At 65.1% G+C, this 23,021-nt stretch carries 22 protein-coding genes and 1 tRNA gene; 12 read left to right on the forward strand and 11 right to left on the reverse strand.

What is annotated here, in order from left to right; translation table 11 throughout:
* Positions 1–310: 310 nt before the first annotated feature.
* On the reverse strand, positions 311–595 hold the full coding sequence (locus H7F35_RS27230; protein ID WP_187109647.1) for a hypothetical protein: 285 nt from the start codon (positions 593–595) through the stop codon (positions 311–313).
* Between the two features lie 168 nt (positions 596–763).
* Here H7F35_RS27230 and H7F35_RS27235 point away from each other — a divergent pair, with 168 nt between their 5' ends.
* Positions 764–1,135: a hypothetical protein gene (locus H7F35_RS27235; RefSeq protein WP_187109648.1), complete on the forward strand. Its 372-nt coding sequence runs from the start codon at positions 764–766 to the stop codon at positions 1,133–1,135.
* A gap of 171 nt (positions 1,136–1,306) precedes the next feature.
* Here H7F35_RS27235 and H7F35_RS27240 read toward each other — a convergent pair.
* From H7F35_RS27240 to H7F35_RS27255, 4 genes are all read right to left on the reverse strand, one after another.
* Positions 1,307–1,383: transfer RNA gene (locus H7F35_RS27240), tRNA-Pro, on the reverse strand.
* A 36-nt stretch (positions 1,384–1,419) separates the two neighbouring features.
* Positions 1,420–2,124: a glutathione binding-like protein gene (locus H7F35_RS27245; protein WP_187109649.1), complete on the reverse strand. Its 705-nt coding sequence runs from the start codon at positions 2,122–2,124 to the stop codon at positions 1,420–1,422.
* Positions 2,125–2,223: 99 nt separating this feature from the next.
* Entirely contained in the window at positions 2,224–2,487 is a 264-nt protein-coding gene (locus H7F35_RS27250) for a UBP-type zinc finger domain-containing protein (protein ID WP_187109650.1), read from the reverse strand.
* A 38-nt stretch (positions 2,488–2,525) separates the two neighbouring features.
* Positions 2,526–4,205, reverse strand: a complete 1,680-nt coding sequence (locus H7F35_RS27255) for an FAD-dependent oxidoreductase (protein ID WP_187109651.1) — start codon at positions 4,203–4,205, stop codon at positions 2,526–2,528.
* A gap of 145 nt (positions 4,206–4,350) precedes the next feature.
* Between H7F35_RS27255 and H7F35_RS27260 the strand changes: the two genes are divergently transcribed.
* From H7F35_RS27260 to H7F35_RS27270, 3 genes are all read left to right on the forward strand, one after another.
* Positions 4,351–5,232, forward strand: coding sequence for a GNAT family N-acetyltransferase (locus H7F35_RS27260; RefSeq protein WP_187109652.1), 882 nt, complete (start codon positions 4,351–4,353; stop codon positions 5,230–5,232).
* Between the two features lie 179 nt (positions 5,233–5,411).
* Positions 5,412–7,550 (forward strand): polyphosphate kinase 1, encoded by a 2,139-nt coding sequence (ppk1, locus tag H7F35_RS27265; RefSeq protein WP_261803372.1) that lies wholly within the window; start codon positions 5,412–5,414, stop codon positions 7,548–7,550.
* Positions 7,551–7,572: 22 nt separating this feature from the next.
* Complete coding sequence (locus H7F35_RS27270; protein ID WP_187114428.1) at positions 7,573–8,034, forward strand: SixA phosphatase family protein; 462 nt, start codon at positions 7,573–7,575, stop codon at positions 8,032–8,034.
* Here H7F35_RS27270 and H7F35_RS27275 read toward each other — a convergent pair.
* Positions 8,031–9,551: a Ppx/GppA phosphatase family protein gene (locus H7F35_RS27275; protein ID WP_187109654.1), complete on the reverse strand. Its 1,521-nt coding sequence runs from the start codon at positions 9,549–9,551 to the stop codon at positions 8,031–8,033. The genes H7F35_RS27270 and H7F35_RS27275 overlap by 4 nt on opposite strands.
* 249 nt (positions 9,552–9,800) lie before the next feature.
* On the opposite strand from H7F35_RS27275, the gene pstS reads away from it, so the two are divergent.
* The 7 genes from pstS to phoR are packed head-to-tail and all read left to right on the forward strand — an operon-like array spanning position 9,801 to position 16,449.
* A complete protein-coding gene (gene pstS / locus H7F35_RS27280; protein ID WP_187109655.1) occupies positions 9,801–10,838 on the forward strand; it encodes a phosphate ABC transporter substrate-binding protein PstS in 1,038 nt (345 codons plus the stop codon).
* Between the two features lie 35 nt (positions 10,839–10,873).
* The gene (gene pstC / locus H7F35_RS27285; RefSeq protein WP_187109656.1) at positions 10,874–11,956 is read left to right on the forward strand and encodes a phosphate ABC transporter permease subunit PstC; all 1,083 of its coding nucleotides are present in this window, start codon (positions 10,874–10,876) and stop codon (positions 11,954–11,956) included.
* On the forward strand, positions 11,953–12,837 hold the full coding sequence (gene pstA / locus H7F35_RS27290) for a phosphate ABC transporter permease PstA (protein WP_187109657.1): 885 nt from the start codon (positions 11,953–11,955) through the stop codon (positions 12,835–12,837). Before pstC ends, pstA begins: the two co-directional genes overlap by 4 nt.
* A gap of 13 nt (positions 12,838–12,850) precedes the next feature.
* Positions 12,851–13,630, forward strand: a complete 780-nt coding sequence (pstB, locus tag H7F35_RS27295; protein WP_187109658.1) for a phosphate ABC transporter ATP-binding protein PstB — start codon at positions 12,851–12,853, stop codon at positions 13,628–13,630.
* A 15-nt stretch (positions 13,631–13,645) separates the two neighbouring features.
* Positions 13,646–14,347 (forward strand): phosphate signaling complex protein PhoU, encoded by a 702-nt coding sequence (gene phoU, locus H7F35_RS27300; protein ID WP_187109659.1) that lies wholly within the window; start codon positions 13,646–13,648, stop codon positions 14,345–14,347.
* A gap of 27 nt (positions 14,348–14,374) precedes the next feature.
* A complete protein-coding gene (phoB, locus tag H7F35_RS27305) occupies positions 14,375–15,067 on the forward strand; it encodes a phosphate regulon transcriptional regulator PhoB (RefSeq protein ID WP_007836652.1) in 693 nt (230 codons plus the stop codon).
* Between the two features lie 44 nt (positions 15,068–15,111).
* Entirely contained in the window at positions 15,112–16,449 is a 1,338-nt protein-coding gene (gene phoR / locus H7F35_RS27310) for a phosphate regulon sensor histidine kinase PhoR (RefSeq protein ID WP_187109660.1), read from the forward strand.
* Positions 16,450–16,458: 9 nt separating this feature from the next.
* On the opposite strand, the gene H7F35_RS27315 is transcribed toward phoR, so the two are convergent.
* From H7F35_RS27315 to H7F35_RS27325, 3 genes are all read right to left on the reverse strand, one after another.
* Positions 16,459–17,802: an MATE family efflux transporter gene (locus H7F35_RS27315; protein ID WP_187109661.1), complete on the reverse strand. Its 1,344-nt coding sequence runs from the start codon at positions 17,800–17,802 to the stop codon at positions 16,459–16,461.
* The gene (locus H7F35_RS27320) at positions 17,799–19,529 is read right to left on the reverse strand and encodes a hypothetical protein (protein ID WP_187109662.1); all 1,731 of its coding nucleotides are present in this window, start codon (positions 19,527–19,529) and stop codon (positions 17,799–17,801) included. The genes H7F35_RS27315 and H7F35_RS27320 overlap by 4 nt, the downstream gene beginning before the upstream one ends.
* A 76-nt stretch (positions 19,530–19,605) precedes the next feature.
* The gene (locus tag H7F35_RS27325; protein WP_007836661.1) at positions 19,606–19,875 is read right to left on the reverse strand and encodes a type B 50S ribosomal protein L31; all 270 of its coding nucleotides are present in this window, start codon (positions 19,873–19,875) and stop codon (positions 19,606–19,608) included.
* 174 nt (positions 19,876–20,049) lie between these two features.
* On the opposite strand from H7F35_RS27325, the gene H7F35_RS27330 reads away from it, so the two are divergent.
* Entirely contained in the window at positions 20,050–21,117 is a 1,068-nt protein-coding gene (locus H7F35_RS27330; protein WP_187109663.1) for an oxidoreductase, read from the forward strand.
* Positions 21,118–21,171: 54 nt separating this feature from the next.
* On the opposite strand, the gene rho is transcribed toward H7F35_RS27330, so the two are convergent.
* Complete coding sequence (gene rho / locus H7F35_RS27335; RefSeq protein ID WP_013540932.1) at positions 21,172–22,437, reverse strand: transcription termination factor Rho; 1,266 nt, start codon at positions 22,435–22,437, stop codon at positions 21,172–21,174.
* 180 nt (positions 22,438–22,617) lie between these two features.
* Complete coding sequence (gene trxA, locus H7F35_RS27340; RefSeq protein WP_042578306.1) at positions 22,618–22,950, reverse strand: thioredoxin TrxA; 333 nt, start codon at positions 22,948–22,950, stop codon at positions 22,618–22,620.
* Positions 22,951–23,021: the final 71 nt, after the last annotated feature.

Consider the following 23,021-nt stretch of genomic DNA (forward strand, 5'->3'; position numbering starts at 1 on the left):
CAAGATGACGGCTTTTTGGGTTTCCCGCCCGCACTGTTGGATGACGATTCAATTCAATGCATAGAGGTGAAAAGTGGCGCCTAACCGTTCCATCGAGAGAACTCGTGAAGGCAGGCCGCGCTACGCTCGCCGTGTATTTCCCTCTTCACGCGGCCTGCCTTTGCGAGCCCTCTCATGTCAAACATTGAGCGTCTGCTTTCATCTGTCGCGACAGGCTGCTACTGGCCGGGTGCCGTCATCGTAGCCAAGACCGCGTTGGGCCCATACCTGCCGATGGTGGCGAGGTGGTAGATGAGACCCTTCTAGATTCTCAGTGCAGCCCCGGCCGGCGGCGGGGCGGAGGAGGCGTAAACGGTTCTTCCAGTTCGAAGCCCGGCAGCTCGTCGCCGAGCGTCTTGAAGGCAACTTCGGCCGCCTCGCGCGGCGCTCGATCCATGTTGAGCGGATAGAGCGTACCGGCCAGGCCGGCCAGCCATTCACTATCGACCTCGCCACTGCAAAGTTCTCGAAACTCATCCGAGAACTCATTCCACCACGCCTCTTGATCGGTCAACACGCTGCCGGCCATGACGATGGGTTTGGCGGGCTTCCACATGCGCGCATGCTAGAGCAGCTGGGCCCTGCACCCAATAGGCACGTCGACGGCGCAGAAAAAAGGCAATGCGTTTCTCAGTACCCCGCTTGCGGCTTGGAATGTCGCGTGGGACCATGCGCGTGCTTTCGAGAGTTACTTTCTACTACCTTTATCCAGTGAGAGGCAGACATGAACGATTCTCCGGTCATTTTTGACGTGGTCGATGCGCAGCTTCATTGCGACATCAAGACAGCCGGCTTCAGAAACCTCATGCCGAGTGGAGTGGCGGTCAATATCGTCAAGATTCAAGCCAAGTTCACCTACACCGATGGAAGTGCAGAAATGGTTGGGCCTCGGATCGTCGACATCGTTGCGGGCGGGAATGACGAAGTATTGATGTCGTCTTGCAATGACAAGTGCGTTTCGAGCATCTGGGGGCAGCTGACAGTTCGCGACAGGCAAGCTGGTGGAGACAGGACGGTTGTCCTGGAAAAAACTCGATTAGCCGACGGCACGAACAAATGCTTGCTGTCTGGCGTTTTCCCGCTTGGAAAGACCTAGGGGCGAAGCAGACTTGCAGCGCATTTCGGAGGCGGTGGACGTAGCTCTAACCTCGTTCGATCCGACCCTGCAGTCAGTCGTCCGTTAGAAAGCCTCCCACTGGTTAGAAACGGGAGCCAGAAACGAAAATGCGGACAACCACCTAAGTGACTGTCCGCATTACGATTTCTATGGTCGGGGCGAAAGGATTCGAACCTTCGACCCTCTGGTCCCAAACCAGATGCGCTACCAGGCTGCGCTACACCCCGACAAGCCTTCTATTCTAGCCCGGAAATTAGTCCGTTTCAGCGCTTCTCGTACTGAGTTTTTCCGAAAAGAACTTCGCGCTCCTTGTCGCCGGTGATCGGCTGGCGCAAATCGGCCAGCACTTTCACGCCGCGCTGCACGGCGGGACGCGCGGCGATGCCGTCGAACCAGGCCTTCAGGTGCGGGTAGTCGGTGAGCGTGATGCCCTGGTTTTCCCAACTGCGCAGCCACGGGAAGATCGCGATGTCGGCAATCGAATAGGTCTTGCCGGCGATGAACTTGTTCCTCGACAGTTGCTTGTCGATCACGCCGTAGATGCGCTTGGCTTCGTTGCTGTAGCGCTCGATCGCGTAAGCGATCTTCTCTGGCGCGTACAGGCGGAAGTGGTGCGCCTGGCCGAGCATCGGGCCGACACCGCCCATCTGGAACATGAGCCACTGCAGCACGTCGTAGCGTTCGCGATCGCCGGTGGGCAGCAGCTTGCCGGTCTTGCCCGCAAGGTAGACAAGGATGGCGCCCGACTCGAAGAGCGATATCGGCTTGCCGTCCGGACCGTCGGGGTCGGTGATGGCGGGGATCTTGTTGTTGGGGCTGATCTGAAGAAACTCAGGCGCGAACTGGTCGCCCTTGCCGATGTTCACCGGATGCGCGTGGTACGGCAGGCCGCACTCCTCCAGCATGATGTGAATCTTGTGGCCGTTCGGCGTGGGCCATGAATAGACCTCGATGGGCGATGCGGGCATGTCGCGGGCTCCGGTGGATGTGAACGTGATGCGAGCGCGCAGCATATACGTGCGAATCGAACCACGTGCAGGCGCGGGAATTGGCCTGCCGCGAGCCCTTCAGCCGACCTGTTTCTCGTGCGAGTTGCACCACATCCAGGCTTCACCGGGCTCGATGGACTGGATCACCGGATGCCCTTCGGCCTGCGAATGCCGGCTCGCGTGGCGGTTCTTCGATGAGTCGCAGCAGCCCACGTGGCCGCAGTGCACGCACAGGCGCAAGTGGACCCAGGTGTCGCCTGTCTTCAGGCAGTCTTCGCAGCCCTTCAGCGTGTGAGGTTGCGCAATGGTCGAGGGCACGTGGTCGCAGGCTTTGATGGGCACCGGGAAGCTCCTTGTCGTGAGGTGGTGTGTGAATGGATTCAGGCGACGGCCGAGGTCGATGACAGATGCTGGTGAATCAGTGCGACCGCCGCAGCGCCTTCGCCGATGGCGCCGCCCACGCGCTTGACCGAACCCGAGCGCACATCGCCCACGGCGAACACGCCCGACACGCTCGATTCGAGCGCGGTGGCCGGGCGTGCCGGAAAACCGCTGCTGGCTTCGGTGCCGGTCAGCACGAAACCATGCTTGTCGACCGACACGCCGCAGCCTTCGAGCCACGAGGTCTCGGGCTCCGCACCGACGAACAGGAAGATGTTGCGTGCCGGGCAGTCGTGTTCGTTGCCTGTGGTGTGACAGCGCCACGTCGCGCCCGTGAGGCCTTCGTCCGAGCCGCCATGCAGGCGCACGAGTTCGGTGTGCGGTTGCAGCGAGATGTTGGGCGTGGCCTCGATGCGGTCGATCAGGTAGCGCGACATGCTGGCCGCCAGCGAAGGCCCGCGCACCAGCACGTTGACCTTGGCCGCGTGGTGCGACAGGAACACAGCAGCCTGCCCGGCCGAGTTGCCGCCACCGACCAGCGCCACTTCCTGCTGTGAACAGATCTTCGCCTCGATGGCCGAAGCCCAGTACCAGATGCCGCGGCCCTCGAACTCGGTCAGCCGGGGCACACCGGGCCGCCGATAGCGCGCGCCGCTGGCCACGACCACCGTGCGCGCGTTGATCGTGCGGCCGTCGGCCAGGGCGAGGGCCAGGCTGCCGAGCGCATTGCTGCGCGAACAGTCCAGCGACGCGACCTTGGCGGGGATCAGCATTTCGACGCCGAACTTCTGTGCCTGCACGAAGGCGCGGCCTGCCAGAGCCTGCCCCGAAATGCCCGTGGGAAAACCCAGATAGTTCTCGATGCGCGCACTGGCGCCGGCCTGGCCGCCGAAGGCGCGGCAGTCGAGCACGATCACGCGCAGCCCTTCGGAAGCGGCATACACGGCGGTCGCCAATCCGGCCGGACCCGCACCGACCACGGCCACGTCGAACAGCTCGTCATGCGCGACGGTATCGACCATGCCGAGGCAGCGCGCCAGCGCATCGTCGCTCGGGTTCACCAGCACCGAACCGTCGGGGCACACAGCCAGCAACTGGCTGGCGCCGTATTGCGCGAGCAGCGCGGCGGCGTCCGGGTCTTCAACCGCGTCGACCACGTGATAGGGGTAGCCGTTGCGGCGCAGGAAGTTCTCGAGCCGCGCCATGTCGGGCGACTGCGGCGGGCCGATCAGCACCGGCCCGCTGGCGCCCGATTCGATCAGCGCCACGCGCCGCAGGATCAGCGCGCGCGTGATGCGCTCGCCAAGGTCGGCTTCGGCCACCAGCAACGCGCGCAGTTGCGCGGGCGACACGAGCAGCGCTTCGACATCTTCATCGGCGTGGCCGTCGACCAGGGCAGGGCGGCCGCTCAACTGGCCGACTTCGGCCAGGAATTCGCCAGGGCCCTGCCGCACGATCGGCACCACATGACCGAGGCCGTCGCGTTGCGTGACAGCCACGACGCCCTTGAGCAGCACGAACATGCCGGGGCCTGTTTCGCCGGCGGTAAACAGCCGTGTGCCGCGCGCGAACTGCTGCACGTTGCCAAAGCGTGCAATGCGCGCAATCTCGGTGTCACTGAGAACGGGAAAGGTCTGATGAAGGCGGCTGTTGCCAGTGCCGCTTGCGTCGTTGGCCATGTCTTCGAGCTCCATTTCGCGAATCCAACGCATTAGACGCCGAAGCTGTGGCAGCGGTGCTGTAACACCGTCATGCCGTTGAAATGTTCCTGACATGCCGGCTTCATCGCAGGTGCGGAGACTCCCTCGGCAGAAAGGGTTCCCCATGAAAGAACTGCCCAACCCGACGTTTCCGTTTTCGCAGATCGGGCTGCGCGCGGCCTTGTGGCCCGCTCCCGCGACCGGAACCGTCGCTGCCATTCGCACCACGGTGCCCCCGGCACCCGTCGCCGTCATCCTGCCGCCGGCCGTCGAGGCCCGGCAAGGCATCACCGTGGGCTGGGCCCGCCACCTCGACGACGTGCGTGCCGCCCAGCGCCTGCGCTATGACGTGTTCGTCGGCGAGATGGGCGCCCGCGTCTCATCGCCGCTGGCTGGCCACGACATCGACCTGTTCGACGACTTCTGCGAACACCTGCTGGTGCGCGACGAGGCGACGCAGCAAGTGATCGGCACCTACCGCGTGCTCACGCCGGCGCAGGCCCGCCGCGTCGGCAGCACCTACAGCGACACCGAATTCGACCTGACCCGCCTGCGCGACCTGCGCGAGCGCATGGTCGAGCTGGGCCGCAGTTGCGTCCACCCCGAGCACCGCCAGGGTGGCGTGATCCTGGCGCTGTGGGGTGCGCTGGCTGGCTTCATGCACCGCAACAAGCTGGACACCATGATCGGCTGCGCGAGCATTCCGATGTCGCACAACGGCGTGACCAGCGGCGACGCGGCTGCCAGCATCTGGCGCCAGGTGTCGGCCAAACACATGGCGCCGATTCAATACCAGGTGCAGCCCCGCCTGCCGTTGCCGGTCGAGCGGCTGGACAGCACGCTCGACGTCGAGCCGCCGGCACTCATCAAGGGTTACCTGCGCCTGGGCGCCAAGGTGCTGGGCGCGCCTGCCTGGGACCCGGATTTCAATGCCGCCGACCTGCCGATGCTGATGCGCATCGACGATCTGCCGGCGCGCTACCGCAAGCACTTCCTGGGCGCATGAAGCCGGCGGCGGCCCGGCCCGACACCGGGCCGCTTGCTTCTTCGCCGGGTGCTGGCCGTCCGTCACCGGCGGGCATGGAGGCGTCACGAGAATGTCATGCAACTGTCACAAGCGAGGCTGACACTGTCATATTTCAGCCTACGTGTTCTCCCGTGCCGCTTGCTTCAGAATCAGTGCCCATGCCATCCGCCCCCGCAGATCCGTCGCCTGACGTCGCGGCGCCCACATTCCCGCTGCTGGACCGCGACCACAGCATCCTGTCATTCAATGAACGGGTGCTCGACTGGGCCCATCGCCCGGAGGTGCCGCTGATCGAGCGCCTTCGCTACCTGTGCATCGTCTCGTCAAATCTTGACGAATTCTTCGAAGTGCGCGCCGCGCCGCATCTGATTGCGGGCAGCGCCGGCGACCACAAGGGCACCTACACCGTCGAGTCGTTCGAGCGGCTGGCCGAGGCGGCCCATACGCTCGTGGCGCGCCAGTACGCGCTCTACAACGACGAGCTGATGCCGACCTTCGCCAAGCACGGCATCCACATCATTTCGCACGGCGAGCGCAACCCGGCGCAGCGCAAGTGGGTCAGCGAATATTTCGAGCGCGAAGTGCGTCCGCTGCTGATTCCGGTCGGACTGGACCCGGCGCATCCGTTCCCGCAGGTGGCGAACAAGTCGCTCAACTTCATCGTGCGGCTCGGTGGCAAGGATGCCTTCGGGCGCGAAAACCCGATCCAGATCGTCAAGCTGCCGCGCGTGCTGCCACGCCTGATCCGCATGCCGGCCAAGGTGTCGGACGGCAAGACGCTGTTCGTGGCGCTGTCGAGCGTGGTGCGGGCGCACCTGTCGAGCATGTTCCCGGGCCGCGAGGTAGGCGACTTCTCGCAGTTCCGCGTGACGCGCCATTCCGACCTTGCGGTCGACGAAGAAGACGTGAAGAACCTGCGCACCGCGTTGCGCCAGGGCCTGCAGCATCGCCACTACGGCCAGGCCGTGCGCCTGGAGGTGTCAGCCAGTTGCGCCGAATCGCTCGCCAGCTTCCTGCTGGCCCAGTTCAACCTGCCGCCGCAGGCGCTGTACCGCGTGCACGGGCCGGTGAACCTGGCACGGCTCACACAGCTGATCGACCTCATCGACGAGCCGCAACTGCGCTTTCCGCCGTACCCCGCCTCGTATCCCGTCACGTTGTCGCCGGCCCAGTCGTTCTTCGAGCGGCTGCAGCGCGGCGACGTGCTGATCCACCAGCCCTTTGAGAGTTTCGATGGCGTGCTCGCCTTCCTGCGCGAAGCCGTGCTCGATCCGCAGGTGCTGGCGATCAAGCAGACCATCTACCGCACCGGCGCCGATTCCGAGCTGATGGACCTGCTGCGCGAAGCCGTGCGCCGCGGCAAGGAAGTCACCGTGGTGGTGGAGCTGAAGGCGCGCTTCGACGAAGAGGCCAACATCAACTGGGCCGAAATGCTCGAATCGATCGGCGCACAGGTGGTGTATGGCGTGGTGGGTCTGAAGACCCACGCCAAGATGCTGCTGGTGACGCGCCGCGAGGGCAAGCAGATGCGCCGCTACGGCCACCTGTCTACCGGCAACTACAACCCGCGCACTGCCAGGCTCTACACCGACATCAGCCACCTCACGGCCGATCCGCTGCTGACGGCCGACATGGAGGCCGTGTTCGTCCACCTTGCGAGCCAGAGCCGGCTGCCCAAGCTCAATCGCATGTGGTTGGCTCCCTTCGACCTGCACAAGAATCTGGTCACGCAGATCGACGCACTGGGCGTGGCCGCCGCGAGCGGCCAGCCGACCCGCATCGTCGCCAAGATGAATGCGCTGACCGACGAAGAGATCATCGGCGCGCTGATCCGCGCGGGGCAGAAGGGCGTGAAGATCGACCTCATCGTGCGCGGTGCCTGCACGCTGCCGGCCCAGGTGCCGGGGCTGACCGACAACGTGCGCGTGCGCTCGGTGATCGGCCGCTTCCTCGAACATTCGCGGGTCTTCTATTTCCGCAACGGTGAGGACGAGTCGCTCTACCTGTCGAGCGCCGACTGGATGAACCGCAACATGATGCGGCGCATCGAGCTTGCGTGGCCCGTCACCGACCCGGGGCTGCGCCAGCGCCTGATCGACGAATGCCTGGTGGCCTATCTGCACGACGGGCGTGATGCCTGGGACCTCGGCGGCGACGGCATCTACACCCGCGTCAATCGCGACACGCATCCGGGCGAAGAGGGCGCATCGCGCGCCATCGAGGCGCACGGTGCCCAGGCCGCACTCATGAACCGCTACGCATCGCGAGGGCATCACCGCGATGCATCCAGCAACTGACGACGACCGAAAGACGATGACCATGGACTTGATCTTCTGGCGCCACGCCGAAGCCGAGGACTGGACCGAGGGCTGCGACGACATGCAGCGCTCGCTCACCGCACGCGGCGAAAAACAGGCCAAGCGCATGGCCAGCTGGCTGGACCGTCAACTGCCCGATGGCACGCGCATCATCTGCAGCCCCGCGCGGCGCTGCGAACAGACCGCGCTGGCGCTGGGCCGCAAGTACAAGGTGCGCTCCGAGCTGTCGCCCGAGACCACGCCCGAGCTGCTGCTCGGCGCGGCCGGCTGGCCCAATGGCAAGTCGGTGGTGCTGATGATCGGCCACCAGCCCTCGGTGGGGCAGGCGATATCGCTGCTGCTTGGCCTCAAGCAGGACAGCTGCCCGGTGCGCAAGGGCGCGCTGTGGTGGATCCGCACGCGCGAGCGCGACGGCGACGTGCAGACCGTCGTGGTGACGGTGCAGTCGCCCGAGCTGCTTTAAGCCCCGCTCAGCTCCACGCGCCAGTTGCTGGTCTTTTGCCAGGCCAGCACTTCTTCGCGCAGAAGGTGGGCCGACTGCGGATAGGCCTCGGCCCAATCCGGCGCGCATGCGATCGTGAAGGCTCTGGCGCCCAGCGCTGCGAGGTGCAGGGCTTCGGGGTCGGGGTCGCGGCGCGCGTGGCACAGGATCACCGCAAGGCGCAGCGCGAGCAACTGCATCACGAAGGTTTCGTCGTCCAGTGCCACTTCGAGCTTGCGCAGCTTGCCGCGCTGGCCCAGCAGAAGCTGGCCGAGCGCATGCATCTCGTTGACGGCGAAGCCGGGGGCGTCGGTGTTGTCCAGGATGTAGGCGCCGTGCTTGTGATAGTCGCTGTGCGAGATCTGCGTGCCGATCTCGTGCAGTTGCGCGGCCCAGCCCAGCTTGCGCAGTGCACGGCCGGCGCGGCTCGATGTGTTGCCGCCGCGTGCGGCGGGAGCGAGCTGCACGAACAGGGTCGCGGCCGTTTCGCCGACGCGCTTGGCCTGTGCCGCATCAACGGTGAAGCGATTGGCCAGTCGCGCGACCGTGGCGGTGCGCATGTCGGCCACGCTGTCGTCGCGCTCCAGCAGTTCGTAGAGCACGCCGTGGCGCAATGCGCCCTGGGCCACTTTCATCTCGGTGATGCCGAGCAGGTCGAACACCGCGCGCAGCACGCTCACGCCGCCGCCGATCACGGCCTTGCGGTCTTCGCGCATGCCGTCGATGCGCAGCTTGTCGACGCTGCCGGCCTTGAGCAGTCGGTCGAGCAGCCAGTCGAGGCCTTCGCGCGTGACAAGGCCGGGCTTGGCGCCGGATGCGGCCAGCACGTCGCCGACTGCGCCGATGGTGCCGGAGGCGCCGTAAGCCACATCCCACTGGTCGCGTGTGTAGCTGGCGAGCGCGTCGTCGAGCACGGCCTTGGCCGCGACTTCGGCGGCGCGGAAGGCGGGCAGGGTGAACAGGCCTTCGCCGAAGTGCTTCATCGACCAGGCAACGCTGCCGACGCGGTACGACTCCGTGCGCTCCGCCACCAGCGCCTGGCCGATGATCATTTCGGTGGAGCGTCCGCCGATGTCGATCACCAGCCGGCGTTCGCGGTCGGAGGCGTCGGTGTGCGGGAGCATGTGTGCCACGCCCTGATAGATCAGCCGGGCTTCTTCCCGGCCCGGGATCACGTCGATGCCGAAGCCCAGGATAGTGCGCGCACGCAACAAAAATTCTTCGCGGTTGCGCGCTTCGCGCAGCGTTTGCGTGGCCACGGCACGCACCTGCGAGCGCTTGAAGCCGGCCAGGCGCTCGCCGAAACGTGCAAGCGCATCCCAGCCGCGCTGCATGGCTTCGGGCGTGAGGTTGCGCGCACTGTCCAGGCCGTTGCCCTGGCGCACGGTTTCCTTGAGGTACTCGGTGCGGTGAATCTGACCATGGTCGACCTGTCCGATTTCCAGCCTGAAGCTGTTCGAACCCAGATCGACCGCTGCGAGGCGGGTGCCGTTTTGCATTGTGTAGTGAGGAGGGCGGTTCTCTGATCGTAGCGCCGTGACAGAACGCGCCGTCGCCCAAGTGTCTTCACGGGGAGGGTTGGAGGCTAGGCGCGGCGCATGACGGTTGTGTGACAGCGTCACACAAACCAGCGGGGATGCAGCGGCATTTTCCCTCGACAGGAGGGGTGTCACATGGATGTCACACAAGCTTTTTAGAGTCCGTCCCAAGCCCGAAAGGGACTACTTCTTACTTCTAAAGGAAGCTTTATGAAAACGACGTTCAAATTTGCAGCAGCCGGCCTGATCGCCGCCGCTTTCGCCCAAGTCCCTGCCTTCGCACAAGATGTGACCGGCGCTGGTGCCAGCTTCCCGGCACCGCTGTACGCCAAGTGGGCTTCCGACTTCAACAAGGCCACCGGCGTCAAAATCAACTACCAGTCGGTCGGTTCGGGCGCAGGCCTGAAGCAGATCGAAGCCAAGACCGTCGATTTCGGCGCATCGGATGCTCCCCTGAAGGACGACGAACTGCAAGCCAAGGGCCTGATGCAGTTCCCCACCGTCATCGGCGGCGTGATCCCCGTGGTCAACATCCCCGGCATCAAGCCCGGCGAGCTGAAGCTCAACGGCCAGGTCCTGGGCGACATCTACCTGGGCAAGATCACCAAGTGGAATGACCCCGCCATCAAGGCGCTGAATGGTTCGCTGGCACTGCCGGACGCCGCCATCGCGCCGGTTCGCCGCGCCGACGGTTCGGGCACCAGCTTCCTGTTCACCAACTACCTGAGCAAGGTCAACGCCGAGTGGAAGTCGAAGGTCGGCGAAGGCACGGCCGTCAACTGGCCCACCGGCGCGGGTGGCAAGGGCAATGAAGGCGTTGCCGCTTTCGTGAACCGCCTGCCCAATTCGATCGGCTACGTCGAGTACGCCTACGTCAAGCAGAACAAGATGACCTATGCCCAACTGCAGAACGCAGCCGGCTCGTACGTGTCGCCTGACGACACCGCCTTCAAGGCCGCCGCCGCCGGCGCCGACTGGAACAAGAGCTTCTACCAGGTGCTGACCAACCAGGCCGGCAAGGACGCATGGCCCATCACCGGCGCCACCTTCATCCTGCTGCACAAGGTGCAGGACAAGCCCGCCAACGCGACCACCGTGCTGAAGTTCTTCGACTGGGCCTACAAGAGCGGCGACAAGACGGCTGACGACCTCGACTACGTGCCGATGCCTGATGCCGTGAAGGCCACCATCGCCAAGTCGTGGGGTGAAGTGAAGGACGCGTCGGGCAAGGCCGTCGCGTACAAGTAAACCAACCTCACCCACCAGTCCAGGACGGCGCGCCCATGAGCACTTCATCGCTCGAGGACGCGCCGCTTTCGTCTTTGCCGGAGCGACCCTTGTCATCCACCTTTCCTGCCGCCGCCGCCTCACTCGACCTAGCGGCCGAGCGCCGTCGTGCCACCGCCCCTCCGCCGCCCGTCAAGGCACCGCGTTCCGGCCCCATGGCCGACCGGCTGTTCGGCTGGGCCGCCAAGGGCGCTGCGCTGCTGACGCTCGCGATGCTCATCGGCATCCTGCTGTCGCTGATCGCAGGCGCCTGGCCCGCCATTTCCAAGTACGGCCTCGGCTTTCTCACGAGCAGCGTGTGGGACCCGGTGAAGGACGAGTACGGCGGCCTGGTGATGATCTACGGCACGCTGGCCACCTCGTTCATCGCGCTGGTGATCGCGGTGCCGGTGAGCTTCGGCATTGCGCTGTTCCTGACCGAGCTGTCGCCCAACTGGCTCAAGCGCCCGCTGGGCACGGCCATCGAATTGCTCGCTGCAGTGCCGTCCATCGTGTACGGCATGTGGGGCCTGCTGGTCTTCGGCCCGATTCTTTCGACCTGGGTGCAGCAGCCGTTGCAGAAGTTGTTTGCCGGCGTGCCGTACCTCGGCGCGCTGGTGTCCGGCCCGCCCGTGGGCATCGGCATTCTGTCGGCCGGCATCATCCTGGCGATCATGATCATTCCGTTCATCGCCTCGGTGATGCGCGACGTATTCGAGGTCACGCCGCCGCTGCTCAAGGAGTCGGCCTACGGCCTGGGCTCCACCACCTGGGAAGTCGTCTCCAAGGTCGTGCTGCCCTACACCAAGGCTGGCGTGATCGGCGGCATCATGCTCGGCCTGGGCCGGGCGCTGGGTGAAACGATGGCGGTCACCTTCGTGATCGGCAACATGAACCAGCTCAATTCGCTTTCCGTGTTCGAGGCTGCCAACAGCATCACCTCGGCACTTGCCAATGAATTCGCCGAGGCCGGCGCGGGCCTGCACCAGGCTGCGCTGATGTACCTGGGCCTCGTGCTGTTCTTCATTACCTTCGTCGTGCTGACGCTCTCGAAGATATTGCTGACCCAGATGAAGAAGAGCGAAGGGACCAAGTCGTGAGCACCGCGCAAAACCTGCTGAGCGCCAAGGCGCTCGCCGAAACGCGCCAGGCCCGGTTCGCCTCGCGCAACCGCGTCAACAAGATCGCGCTCACGCTGTCGCTCGCGGCAATGGTGTTCGGCGTGTTCTGGCTGGTGTGGATCCTCTGGGAAACGCTGCGCCTGGGCATCGGTGGCCTTGCGATCGCCACCTTCACCGAAATGACGCCGCCGCCGAACGAGGCGGGCGGTATCGCCAATGCGATCTTCGGCTCGTTCGTGATGGTGTCGCTGGCCACCTTCGTGGGCACGCCGATCGGCATCATGGCCGGCATCTACCTGGCCGAGTACAACCCCAAGGGCTGGCTCGCCGCGATCACGCGCTTCGTCAACGACATCCTGCTGTCCGCGCCGTCGATCGTGATCGGCCTGTTCGTCTATGCCGTGGTGGTGGCCTACTTCAAGTCCTTCTCGGGTCTGGCGGGCGCGCTCTCGCTGGCGCTGATCGTGATTCCGGTGGTGATCCGCACGACCGAGAACATGCTGCAGCTGGTGCCGCCGGGGCTGCGCGAAGCGGCCTACGCACTCGGTACGCCGAAGTGGAAGGTCATCCTGAGCATCACGCTGCGCGCCGCACGCGCTGGTGTGGTCACGGGTGTGCTGCTCGCCGTGGCGCGCATTGCCGGCGAAACCGCACCGCTGCTCTTCACCGCACTGAACAACCAGTTCTGGACCGCCGACGTGAGCCAGCCGATGGCCAGCCTGCCGGTCACGATTTTCAAGTTTGCGATGAGCCCATACGAGAACTGGCAACACCTGGCATGGGCCGGCGTGTTCCTGATCACCGTCGCCGTGCTCGCCCTCAATATCCTGGCGCGGGTCCTGACGCGCAACAAACATTAAAGAAGAAGCCCACATGCCAAATACCGTCGCACAACCGTCGCGCTCGAAGATCTCGGTCAAGGACCTGAACTTCTACTACGGCAAGTTCCACGCGCTCAAGGGCATCAACCTCGAGATTCCCGAGAACAAGGTCACGGCCTTCATCGGCCCGTCGGGCTGCGGCAAGTCGACCTTGCTGCGCACCTTCAACCGCATGTTCGAGTTGTACCCCGAGCAGCGCGCCGAGGGCACGATTGCCCTGGATGGCGAGAACCTGCTCACCTCCAAGCAAGACGTCGCCCTGATCCGAGCCAAGATCGGCATGGTTTTCCAGAAGCCGACGCCGTTCCCGATGTCGATCTACGACAACGTTGCCTTCGGCGTGAAGCTGTTCGAGAGCCTGAGCGCCAGCGAAATGGACGACCGCGTCGAATGGGCCCTGAAGAAGGCCGCCCTGTGGACCGAAGTGCGCGACAAGCTGCAGCAAAGCGGCTCGGGCCTGTCCGGTGGCCAGCAGCAGCGCCTGTGCATTGCGCGCGGCATCGCGATCAAGCCCGAAGTGCTGCTGCTCGACGAGCCGTGCTCCGCGCTGGACCCGATCTCGACCGCCAAGATCGAAGAGCTGATCGCCGAACTCAAGAACGAGTACACGGTGGTCATCGTCACGCATAACATGCAGCAAGCCGCCCGCTGCAGCGACTACACCGCCTACATGTACCTCGGCGACCTGATCGAGTTCGGTGCCACCGAACAGATGTTCTTCAAGCCGCAGCGCAAGGAGACCGAGGACTACATCACCGGCCGTTTCGGTTGATCCACAGGAGACACCATGACTGAAAAACACCTCTCCAGCCAGTTCGACAGCGAACTCAACGGCGTCTCGTCGCGCGTGATGGAACTCGGCGGCATGGTCGAGTCGCAGATCCACACGGCGGTCTACGCACTGCTGCAGTTCGACCCCGAAGCGGCCGACCGCGTGATGGAAACCGAGCACCGCGTCAATGCGATGGAAATCGACATCGACCGCGAGCTGTCGTCGATCATTGCGCGCCGCCAGCCGACCGCACGCGACCTGCGCCTGTTGATCGCCATCTCGAAGACCACCGCCAACCTCGAGCGCGTGGGCGACGAGGCCAACAAGATCGCGCGCATGGTCAAGTCGATCATCCAGAGCGGTTCGGCCCGCGCGCTGCCCACCACCGAGCTGCGCATTGCCGCCGACCTCGCCTCGGGCCTGCTGCGCACCGCGCTGGACGCTTTCGCGCGCCTGGACACGGCCGCGGCGCTGTCGATCCTGAAGGACGACGACCTGATCGACAAGGAGTTCGACGGTTTCGTGCGCAAGCTGGTCACCTACATGATGGAAGACCCGCGCACGATCTCCGCCAGCCTCGACCTGCTGTTCCTGGCCAAGGCCATCGAACGCATCGGCGACCACGCCAAGAACATCGCTGAGTTCATCATCTACATCGTCAAGGGTGCCGATGTGCGGCACACTTCGATGCAAGAAATCGAGTCCGCGCTGCAGTAAGCGCGGCAAAAGACTCCCAAAGAAAGCATGAAGAAACCCCGAGTCCTGATCGTCGAAGACGAGTCCTCGATCGCCGAGCTGATCGCCGTCAACCTGCGCCACAACGGCTTCGAGCCGATCTGGTCTGAAGATGGCGCCGCAGCCCAGCGCGAGATCGACGCCTTCCTGCCCGATCTGATCCTGCTCGACTGGATGCTGCCCGGCCAGAGCGGCCTGCAGCTCGCGCGCCAGTGGCGCAAGGACCCGCGCACCAAGGCCATCCCGATCCTGATGCTGACTGCGCGCGGCGACGAACCCGACAAGGTGGCCGGCCTCGATGCCGGTGCCGACGACTACATCACCAAGCCTTTTTCCACGCAGGAAATGCTGGCACGCATCCGCGCAGTGCTGCGTCGCCGGGCGCCGGAAGTGGTCACCGAACGCGTCGAGATCGGCGAACTGGCGCTGGACACCTCCACCCACCGCGTGACGTGGCAGGGCGGTGCGCTCAAGGTCGGGCCCACCGAGTTCAAGCTCTTGGCCTACCTGATGCAGCACGCCGAGCGCGTGCACAGCCGGGCGCAACTGCTCGACAAGGTGTGGGGCGACCACGTCTACATCGAAGAACGCACGGTCGACGTGCACGTCAAGCGCCTGCGCGAGTCGCTGGGTGCGGCCGCGCCGATGGTGGAAACCGTCCGGGGAGCGGGCTATCGCCTGACCGCCCAAGTCACGGTTTGAAAGCCGTGGCGTCCCTTGGCTGCGGGCGCGGATAATCGCCCGCCATGCCCTTCCGAATCGCTACATTTTTAATAGCGTCTCTCGCAATAGGAGCGGGCGCCGTTGGCTTTTTTGGCTGGAAGTTCGGCTGGCTCGGTGCCTGGCTGGGCGCCGTGCTGTGGCTGGGCCTGGATGCCTGGCGCGCCGAACGGCTGCTCCAGGTGCTGCGCAACGACGCCGCCGGCCTGCCGACGCGGGGCCCGGGTGTGTGGGGCGAACTCTCCGAACGCATCCGCAAGCTGCTGCGCGACCGCGAGCAGCAGACCCGCCAGGCCGAAGACCGGCTGCAGGAATTCCTGGCTGCCATCCAGGCGTCGCCCAATGGCGTGGTGCTGCTCGACGAGCAGGGCCGCATCGAATGGTGCAACGAGACGGCGGCCAGCCAATTCGGCATCGATGCCGAGCGCGACCTGGCGCAGCACCTGGCGAACCTCGTGCGCGACCCGGCCTTTGTGGCGTATCTGGCTTCGTGGAACTACAGCCGCGATGTGGTCATCGATGCCTCCGGACCGGGCCATGCGCAACTGCGCAGCCATCCGGTGCGGCTGTCGGTACAGGTGCATCCCTATGCGGGCAACCGCCGGATGCTGCTCACGCGCGACATCACGGCGCTTGAACAGGCCGAGGCGATGCGGCGCGATTTCGTGGCCAACGTGTCGCATGAAATCCGCACGCCGCTCACCGTGCTGGCCGGCTTTGTCGAAACCCTGCAGAACCTGCCACTCGATGCGGACGAGCGCACCCGCTACCTCGCGCTGATGGGCCAGCAGTCGCACCGCATGGAAACGCTGGTGAACGACCTGCTCACGCTGTCGCGGCTGGAAGGCAGCGCGGCGCCTTCGGGCAACCAGTGGATCCGCACCCGTGCCTTGCTGGCGCAGTGCGAGGACGAAGGCCGTGGCCTGTCGGGCCGGCTGGCACCACTGGGCCATCGGCTGTCGTTCACCATCGATGCCGAGTCCGAAATGTCGGGCGCACCGACCGAGCTGCAAAGCGCGATGTCGAACCTGCTGAGCAACGCGATCCGCTACACACCCGGCGGCGGCGAAGTGGCCGTGAGCTGGAAGGTGCTGCCCGATGGACGCGGCGAGTACGCGGTGCGCGACACCGGTCCGGGCATTGCAGTCGAGCACATTCCACGGCTGACCGAGCGCTTCTATCGCATCGACCGCAGCCGCTCGCGGGAAACCGGCGGTACCGGCCTGGGGCTGGCGATCGTCAAGCACATCGCACAGCGGCACGGGGCCGAACTGCGCATCGAAAGCACGGTGGGCAAGGGCTCCCGCTTTGCGCTGCTGTTTCCGGCGGCACGCGTGCGGGAGGCGCGTGTGCTGGCGAAGTGACGCGCAGCGTCAGATGGCCCGCTTCGCCATCGTCCAGCGCAGCAGCGTGCCGAAGAGCAGGGCGGTCAGTGCCAATGCCACCGAACTCATGATCCAGAACGCCAATGGCGATTGCATGGCCTCCCAGGGACCCAGCCCGCGGTACGCCAGCAGATAGCTGCCGCCGAGGCCCAGGCCCCACAGCATCGTGCAATAGATGACCAGCGGTGCCATCGTGACCCGGTAGCAGCGCAGCACGAACACGCAGAGCGTCTGCATCGCGTCGGCCATGTGGAACGCGGCCACCGGCAGCATCAGTGCCGCGGCCAGCGCAATGACGGCCGGGTTGTCCGAATACACATGGGCCAGCGGGAAGCGCAGCGTGACCAGCGCGGTTGCGAAGAGCAGGGCGCACAACACTGCCAGCTCGAACCCCAGCCGGCACGTGTGCCGGGCCTTGGCGGCATCGCCCGCGCCGAGCCAGTAGCTCACGCGCGCGCTGGTTGCGATCGAGAGCGACAGCGGGACCATGTAGGCCACCGCCATCAGGTTCGCGGCGATCTGGTGGGCGGCTGCGGCGGCGGTGCCCAGGCGCGCGATGAACAGCGCCATCAGCGTGAACGAGGTCACCTCCACCAGCACCGCAAGGCCGCCGGGTACGCCCAGCCGCGCGAACTGCCGGATCTGACGCCAGTCGGGCTTCTCGATGCGCTCCCAGAGCCGGTAGCTTTGATAGAAGGGGCTGCTGCGCAGCAACCAGAGCGCGCAGGCGAGCATGGCCCAGTTCACGCCCAGCGTTGCCCAGGCGCAACCCACCAGCCCCATCGCTGGCAGGCCCGCACCACCGAAGGTGAACCAGATCGACAACGGCAGCTTCACGAACAGCGAGCCCAGTTGCAGCCAGGTCACGAGCTGGGGTTTGCCCAGGCTCTGGCTGAGCGTGCTGAAAAGGCGGAACAGCAGGGACGGTGCGAGGGCGAAGGCCAGCACGGTCAGGTACATCTCCACTTCGCCGCGCATTTCCGCCGGCACCTGCGTCAGCCGCAGCACCGCGTCGGGCGACAGCAGCGCCGCCATGCCGACCACGATGGCGATGCCGGCGAGGTACAGCGACTGCCGCACGGAACGGCCCACCTCGCTGCCGCGGCCGCCGCCGTGCAGTTCGGCCCAGACCGGCAGCAGCGCCTGCAGCACACCCATCAGCGAGACGTACACGCTGATGAAGATGGCGGCACCGACCGAGAGGGCCGCCAGTGCGTTTTCGGAATAGCGGCCCGCGATGATGGTGTCGGTCACGCCGAATGCCATCACGGCCAGCTGGCCGACCAGCACGGTGCCTGCGTGCCGCGCGATCAGGCCCCGCTCGCCTTTCACTGCGGCGGGATCTTCTGGTACAGCAGCAGATCGTCGGCCGGGCTGCTGGGACGACGCAGGGTGCCGCTGAATCGCCATTGATCGAACGGGATGATGGTGTGCAGCCGCTCGATCGTGTCGGGGCTCACCAGCAGCCAGGGGCAGTTGGTGCCCAGCAGCAGCGGTTGCAGGTTGAAGTTGCCGTGGTGGCGCAGCGCTGCGATGTGCTGACGGCTCAGGGCCAGCTCGGCGATGCAGCTCGGCTGCCCGACCCGCTCGGCCACGGCGCGCACCTGCGGCACATAGCTGCGCGCGTAGTCGATCGGGGGCAGCCAGAGCGTCATCAGCAGCATCCAGCACAGTGCGGTGCCGCCGGCCGGCAGCACGAGCGTCTTCCAGAGCGCCGCGCGGTGTCGCCCGGTACGCCAGCGCACCAGCCAGCACCAGGCGATGGTTGCCGCCAGTGCAAGCACGAAGGCGATCAACGAGAACTCGGGCACGAAGCCGGGCACCAGCCGTGCCACGCTGGCGGCGGGCTTGGGCGGCTTGCCGGTCAGCATGGCGATCCAGTACAGCCAGCCCAGCGCGGCGAGGCTGCTGAAAAGGAGCACGTTGAACCAGTCGATCAACGCCAGCGCGCTGCGGCGGAAGGTGGGCAGGGCGAAGGCAGCCAGGGTTGCAAAGGCCGGGAGCGCCAGCAGCAGCGAACGGTCGGAGAAGTCGGTGGTCCAGGTGGCGGCCAGCGGTACCAGTGCGAACCAGAGCGGCAAGGCCACGTGGCGTGCGGAGAGCTGTCGCCGCCAGCGCCAGAGCGTCCAGAGCGCGAACGGCCACACCGGCCAGGTGAACCACAGCAGCAACTTGGCCTGACCGCGGACATCGCTGAACAGCGAGTTGCCCATCAGCGTGATCTTCCATTGCTGCAGGCCCAGTCCGAAGACCAGCGCGGCGGCGAGCAGCGTGACGCCGATCATCGTGGCCAAGGCGCCGCGGGTGTAGCCGGGGCCGTCGTCGGAGCTGGCATTCGTGCCTGCCTTCGCCGTGCGGCGGCGCTCGTAGGCGATGTACAGCGCGCTGCCGATGGCCAACGCAAGCCCGACCGTGGGGGCGCCGCTCAGCGTGACACCAAGCGTGCCCACGACCAGCGCGATCACCGGGCCAGCGCGGCGGTACGGCAGCGCGGCAACACCGTAGAACAGGTGAGAGGCGAAATAAAGCTGTGTCAGCGCCGGCGTGGTTTCATGGCCGAGCTGGGCCAGGCCGAGGCAGGCGATCAACGCCAGCAGGCCACCGTCGGCAATCGCGCGTGCGTAGTCGGTCGGGCGTGCTTCGCCACCGAAGGCGAACGCGACGGGTTGCGCGCGGGCCGTGCGTGCCAGGTAGTAAACGGCGTACCAGGTGGCGGTGAAGGAGCCCCAGAGCAGCAGCGCGAAAGCAATGCGCACCGCCAGGTCGGGGTTCAGCCACGAGGGAGAAATCTTGATGGCCCAGGCGCCGATCCAATACGGAATCAGCGCGGGCGTTTCCGGGCGCATGCCCAGCAGCATCGGGTCGAACCAGCGCGAAATGCCTTCGGTGGTGCGGGCCAGCTCGGCCATGTACCCGAAGGCCGTGATGTCCGCGCTCTTCCAGGGGCCCCGGCCGACCAGGCCCGGCAGCAGATAGGCTGCGCACAACAACAGCAGCGCAATGCGCGGCAGCCGGCGCACGGCATTCTGGGCAACGATCGCGGGAGTGGGCAGGTTCAAGAGACGAGAGACCGGGTTCAGAAAGAAAAAGGGCAGCGCGGTAAACCGGGCTGCCCTGGACGCAAAAGCGCGTGCCTTACTTGGAGGCGGCGCCGGTGGTCTTGCCGAAGCGGTTGCGGAACTTCTCGACGCGACCGCCCATGTTGTCAACCGACTTTTGCGTGCCGGTGTAGAACGGGTGCGATTCGCTCGTGGTGTCGAGCTTGAACAGGGGCAGCTCGCGACCGTCGTCGGTCTTGCCCATTTCCTTGGTGTTCGCGCACGAACGGGTTACGAACTTGAAGCCGTTCGACATGTCGACGAACAGGATTTCGCGGTAATTGGGGTGGATGCCTTCTTTTGCCATGGTCTTTCCTTTTGCGCTGTTGGAATCAATGCGCGGTCGATGCGAGAGCCACCGGTGTGCCAGCAATCTGGCGCGCCGTCCTGAAGGAAGCCGGGCGACGCTGCCCAGCCGCACTTTTCGCGGAGCCCTCGATTATCGCATACTGACCCATTTTCGAGAAAACCGAGCTCACCCATGACCCCCACACCCTTGCGTGCCGGCCTCGTCGGCTACGGTTTTGCCGGTCAGACCTTCCATGCGCCGGTGCTTTCGGCCGTGCCCGGGCTCGAACTGGCGGCCGTGGCGAGCTCGCAGCCGAACAAGGTCCACGCGGACTGGCCGGGTGTTGCAGTGGTGCCCGACGTCTCGGCGCTGCTGGCGCGAGCGGATATCGACCTGGTCGTGGTCGCCACGCCCAATGCCCAGCATCATCCGGTCGCGAAAGCGGCCCTGGAGGCGGGCAAGCACGTGGTGGTGGACAAGCCTTTCACGCTCGATGTGGCCGAAGCCAGGGAACTTGAGTTGTTGGCTAAACGCAACAATCGTGTGCTGGCGGTCTACCAGAACCGGCGCTTCGACGCCGATTTCCTGACGCTCAAGGACGTGCTGGCGAGCGGCGAGCTGGGCCGCCCTGTGTATCTGGAATCGCATTTCGACCGTTTCCGGCCCGAAGTGCGCGAGCGCTGGCGCGAGCAGGCTGTGCCTGGATCGGGCCTGTGGGTGGACCTTGGCTCCCATCTGGTCGATCAGGCGGTGCAGCTCTTTGGTCGACCCGACACGCTGCAGCTCGACACCGCCGCGCTGCGCGATGGCGCGCTGGTCGAGGACTATTTCCATGCCGTGCTGCGCTATGAAAGCGGGCCTCATGCACCGCTGCGCGTGGTTTTGCACGCCACCACGCTGGCGTCCCATGCGGCGCCGCGCTACATCGTGCACGGCACGCGCGGCAGCTACGTCAAGCATGGGGTCGACACGCAAGAAGATGCGTTGCGCGAGGGCCAGCGGCCGCCGGCGGCAGGGTGGGGCGCCGATCCGCTCGATGGCGAAATCACTGTGTGCGACAGCAACGGCGCACCGCAGCGCCGCGCCTTGCCGACCCGGCCGGGCAACTATGTCGACTACTACGCCGCCGTGCGCGACGCCATTCTTGGCAACGGCCCCAATCCCGTGCCGCCCGAGCAGGCCGTCGCGTTGATGGAACTGCTCGACGTCGGTCGCCAGAGCGCTCTCGAGGGCCGCGCGATCAATACATCGCGCCCATGAAAAAAGCGCGTTGCCCCGTGAAGGGCAACGCGCTTTCGCGACAGAGCGTGGTACTCAGCCGCCGCGACGCATCATGTCGAAGAACTCGACATTGGTCTTGGTCGCCTTCATGTTCTTGAGCATCAGCTCCATCGACTCGATCTCGTCCATGTTGTACATGAGCTGACGCAGGATGCGGGTCTTTTGCAGGATCTCGGGTGCCAGCAGCAACTCTTCGCGGCGTGTGCCACTGCGGTTGAGCTGGATCGACGGGAACACGCGCTTTTCGTACAGGCGGCGGTCCAGGTGGATTTCGGAGTTGCCGGTGCCCTTGAACTCTTCGAAGATCACTTCGTCCATGCGGCTGCCGGTGTCGATCAGCGCGGTGCCGATGATGGTCAGCGAGCCGCCTTCTTCCACGTTGCGCGCGGCGCCCAGGAAGCGCTTGGGGCGCTGCAGCGCGTTGGAATCGACGCCGCCGGTCAGCACCTTGCCCGACGAGGGCACGACGTTGTTGTAGGCGCGGGCAAGGCGGGTGATCGAGTCCAGCAGGATCACCACGTCCTTCTTGAGTTCGACCAGGCGCTTGGCGCGCTCGATCACCATTTCGGCGACGTGCACGTGGCGCGCTGCGGGCTCGTCGAAGGTCGAAGCAATGACTTCGCCCTTCACCGTGCGCTGCATTTCGGTCACTTCTTCAGGGCGCTCGTCAACGAGCAGCACCATCATGTGGACGTCGGGGTAGTTGGCACTGATCGCGTGGGCGATGTGCTGCATCATCACCGTCTTGCCGCTCTTGGGCGGCGCCACGAGCAGGGCGCGCTGGCCTTTGCCGATGGGGGCGATGATGTCGATGATGCGGCCGGTGATGTTCTCTTCGCCCTTGACGCCATCGCGTTCAAGCTTCATCTGTTCCTTGGGGAACAGCGGCGTCAGATTCTCGAACATCACCTTGTGCTTGTTCTGCTCGGGCGGGCCGTCGTTGACCTTGTCCAGCTTCGTCAGCGCGAAGTAGCGTTCGCCGTCCTTGGGCGTGCGCACTTCACCTTCGATCATGTCGCCGGTGTGCAGGTTGAAACGCCGCACCTGGCTGGGCGAGATGTAGATGTCGTCGGTGCTTGCGGTGAAGCTGGTGTCGGGGCTGCGCAGAAAGCCGAAGCCGTCGGGCAGGATTTCGAGCACACCGTCGGCGAAGACCTGTTCGCCGGCCTTTGCGCGCTTCTTGATGATCGCGAACATCAGCTCCTGCTTGCGCATGCGGCCGACGTTTTCGATCTCAAGCGCTTCAGCCTGCTTGAGGACTTCAGACACGTGGAGTGCCTTGAGTTCGTTTAAGTGCATGGAATGACCCCTCGCGGGGTAATCGATCGGAAAACGGGGGGAGGTTAAATGTGTAGCGAGAACTGCTGCACTAACCGGGGAACTCGAACCGGTTGCCTGAAAGGGCCGGTGATCTGTGGGAGATTATGACAGGAAAAACGCTCCGGCCAACGCATTGCGCATTGGCCGGGTGAAATGCCTTTAAGCGAGTTGCTGGTCGATGAAGGCCGTGAGTTGCGCCTTGCTCATTGCGCCGACCTTGGTGGCGGCCAGTTGACCGTCCTTGAACAGCATCAGCGTGGGGATGCCACGAATGCCGAACTTGGCGGGGATGTCGCGGTTTTCGTCGACATTCAGCTTGGCGATCTGCAGCTTGCCTTCGTAGGTGGCCGACACTTCGTCGAGGATCGGGGCGATCATCTTGCAGGGGCCGCACCATTCAGCCCAGTAGTCGACCAGCACGGGCTGGGAGGACTTGAGCACGTCGGCCTCGAAGGAGGAATCGGAGATGTGTTTGATGAGTTCGCTGGCCATGTGATGGGTCCTTGTGCGCAGAGAGTTTCGGTGCAGCTAAAGTGCAGGTCATTGTGACAGAAACCAAGGGG

Source organism: Variovorax sp. PAMC26660, from assembly GCF_014302995.1.
In the GTDB taxonomy this organism is placed as follows: Bacteria; Pseudomonadota; Gammaproteobacteria; order Burkholderiales; family Burkholderiaceae_C; genus Variovorax.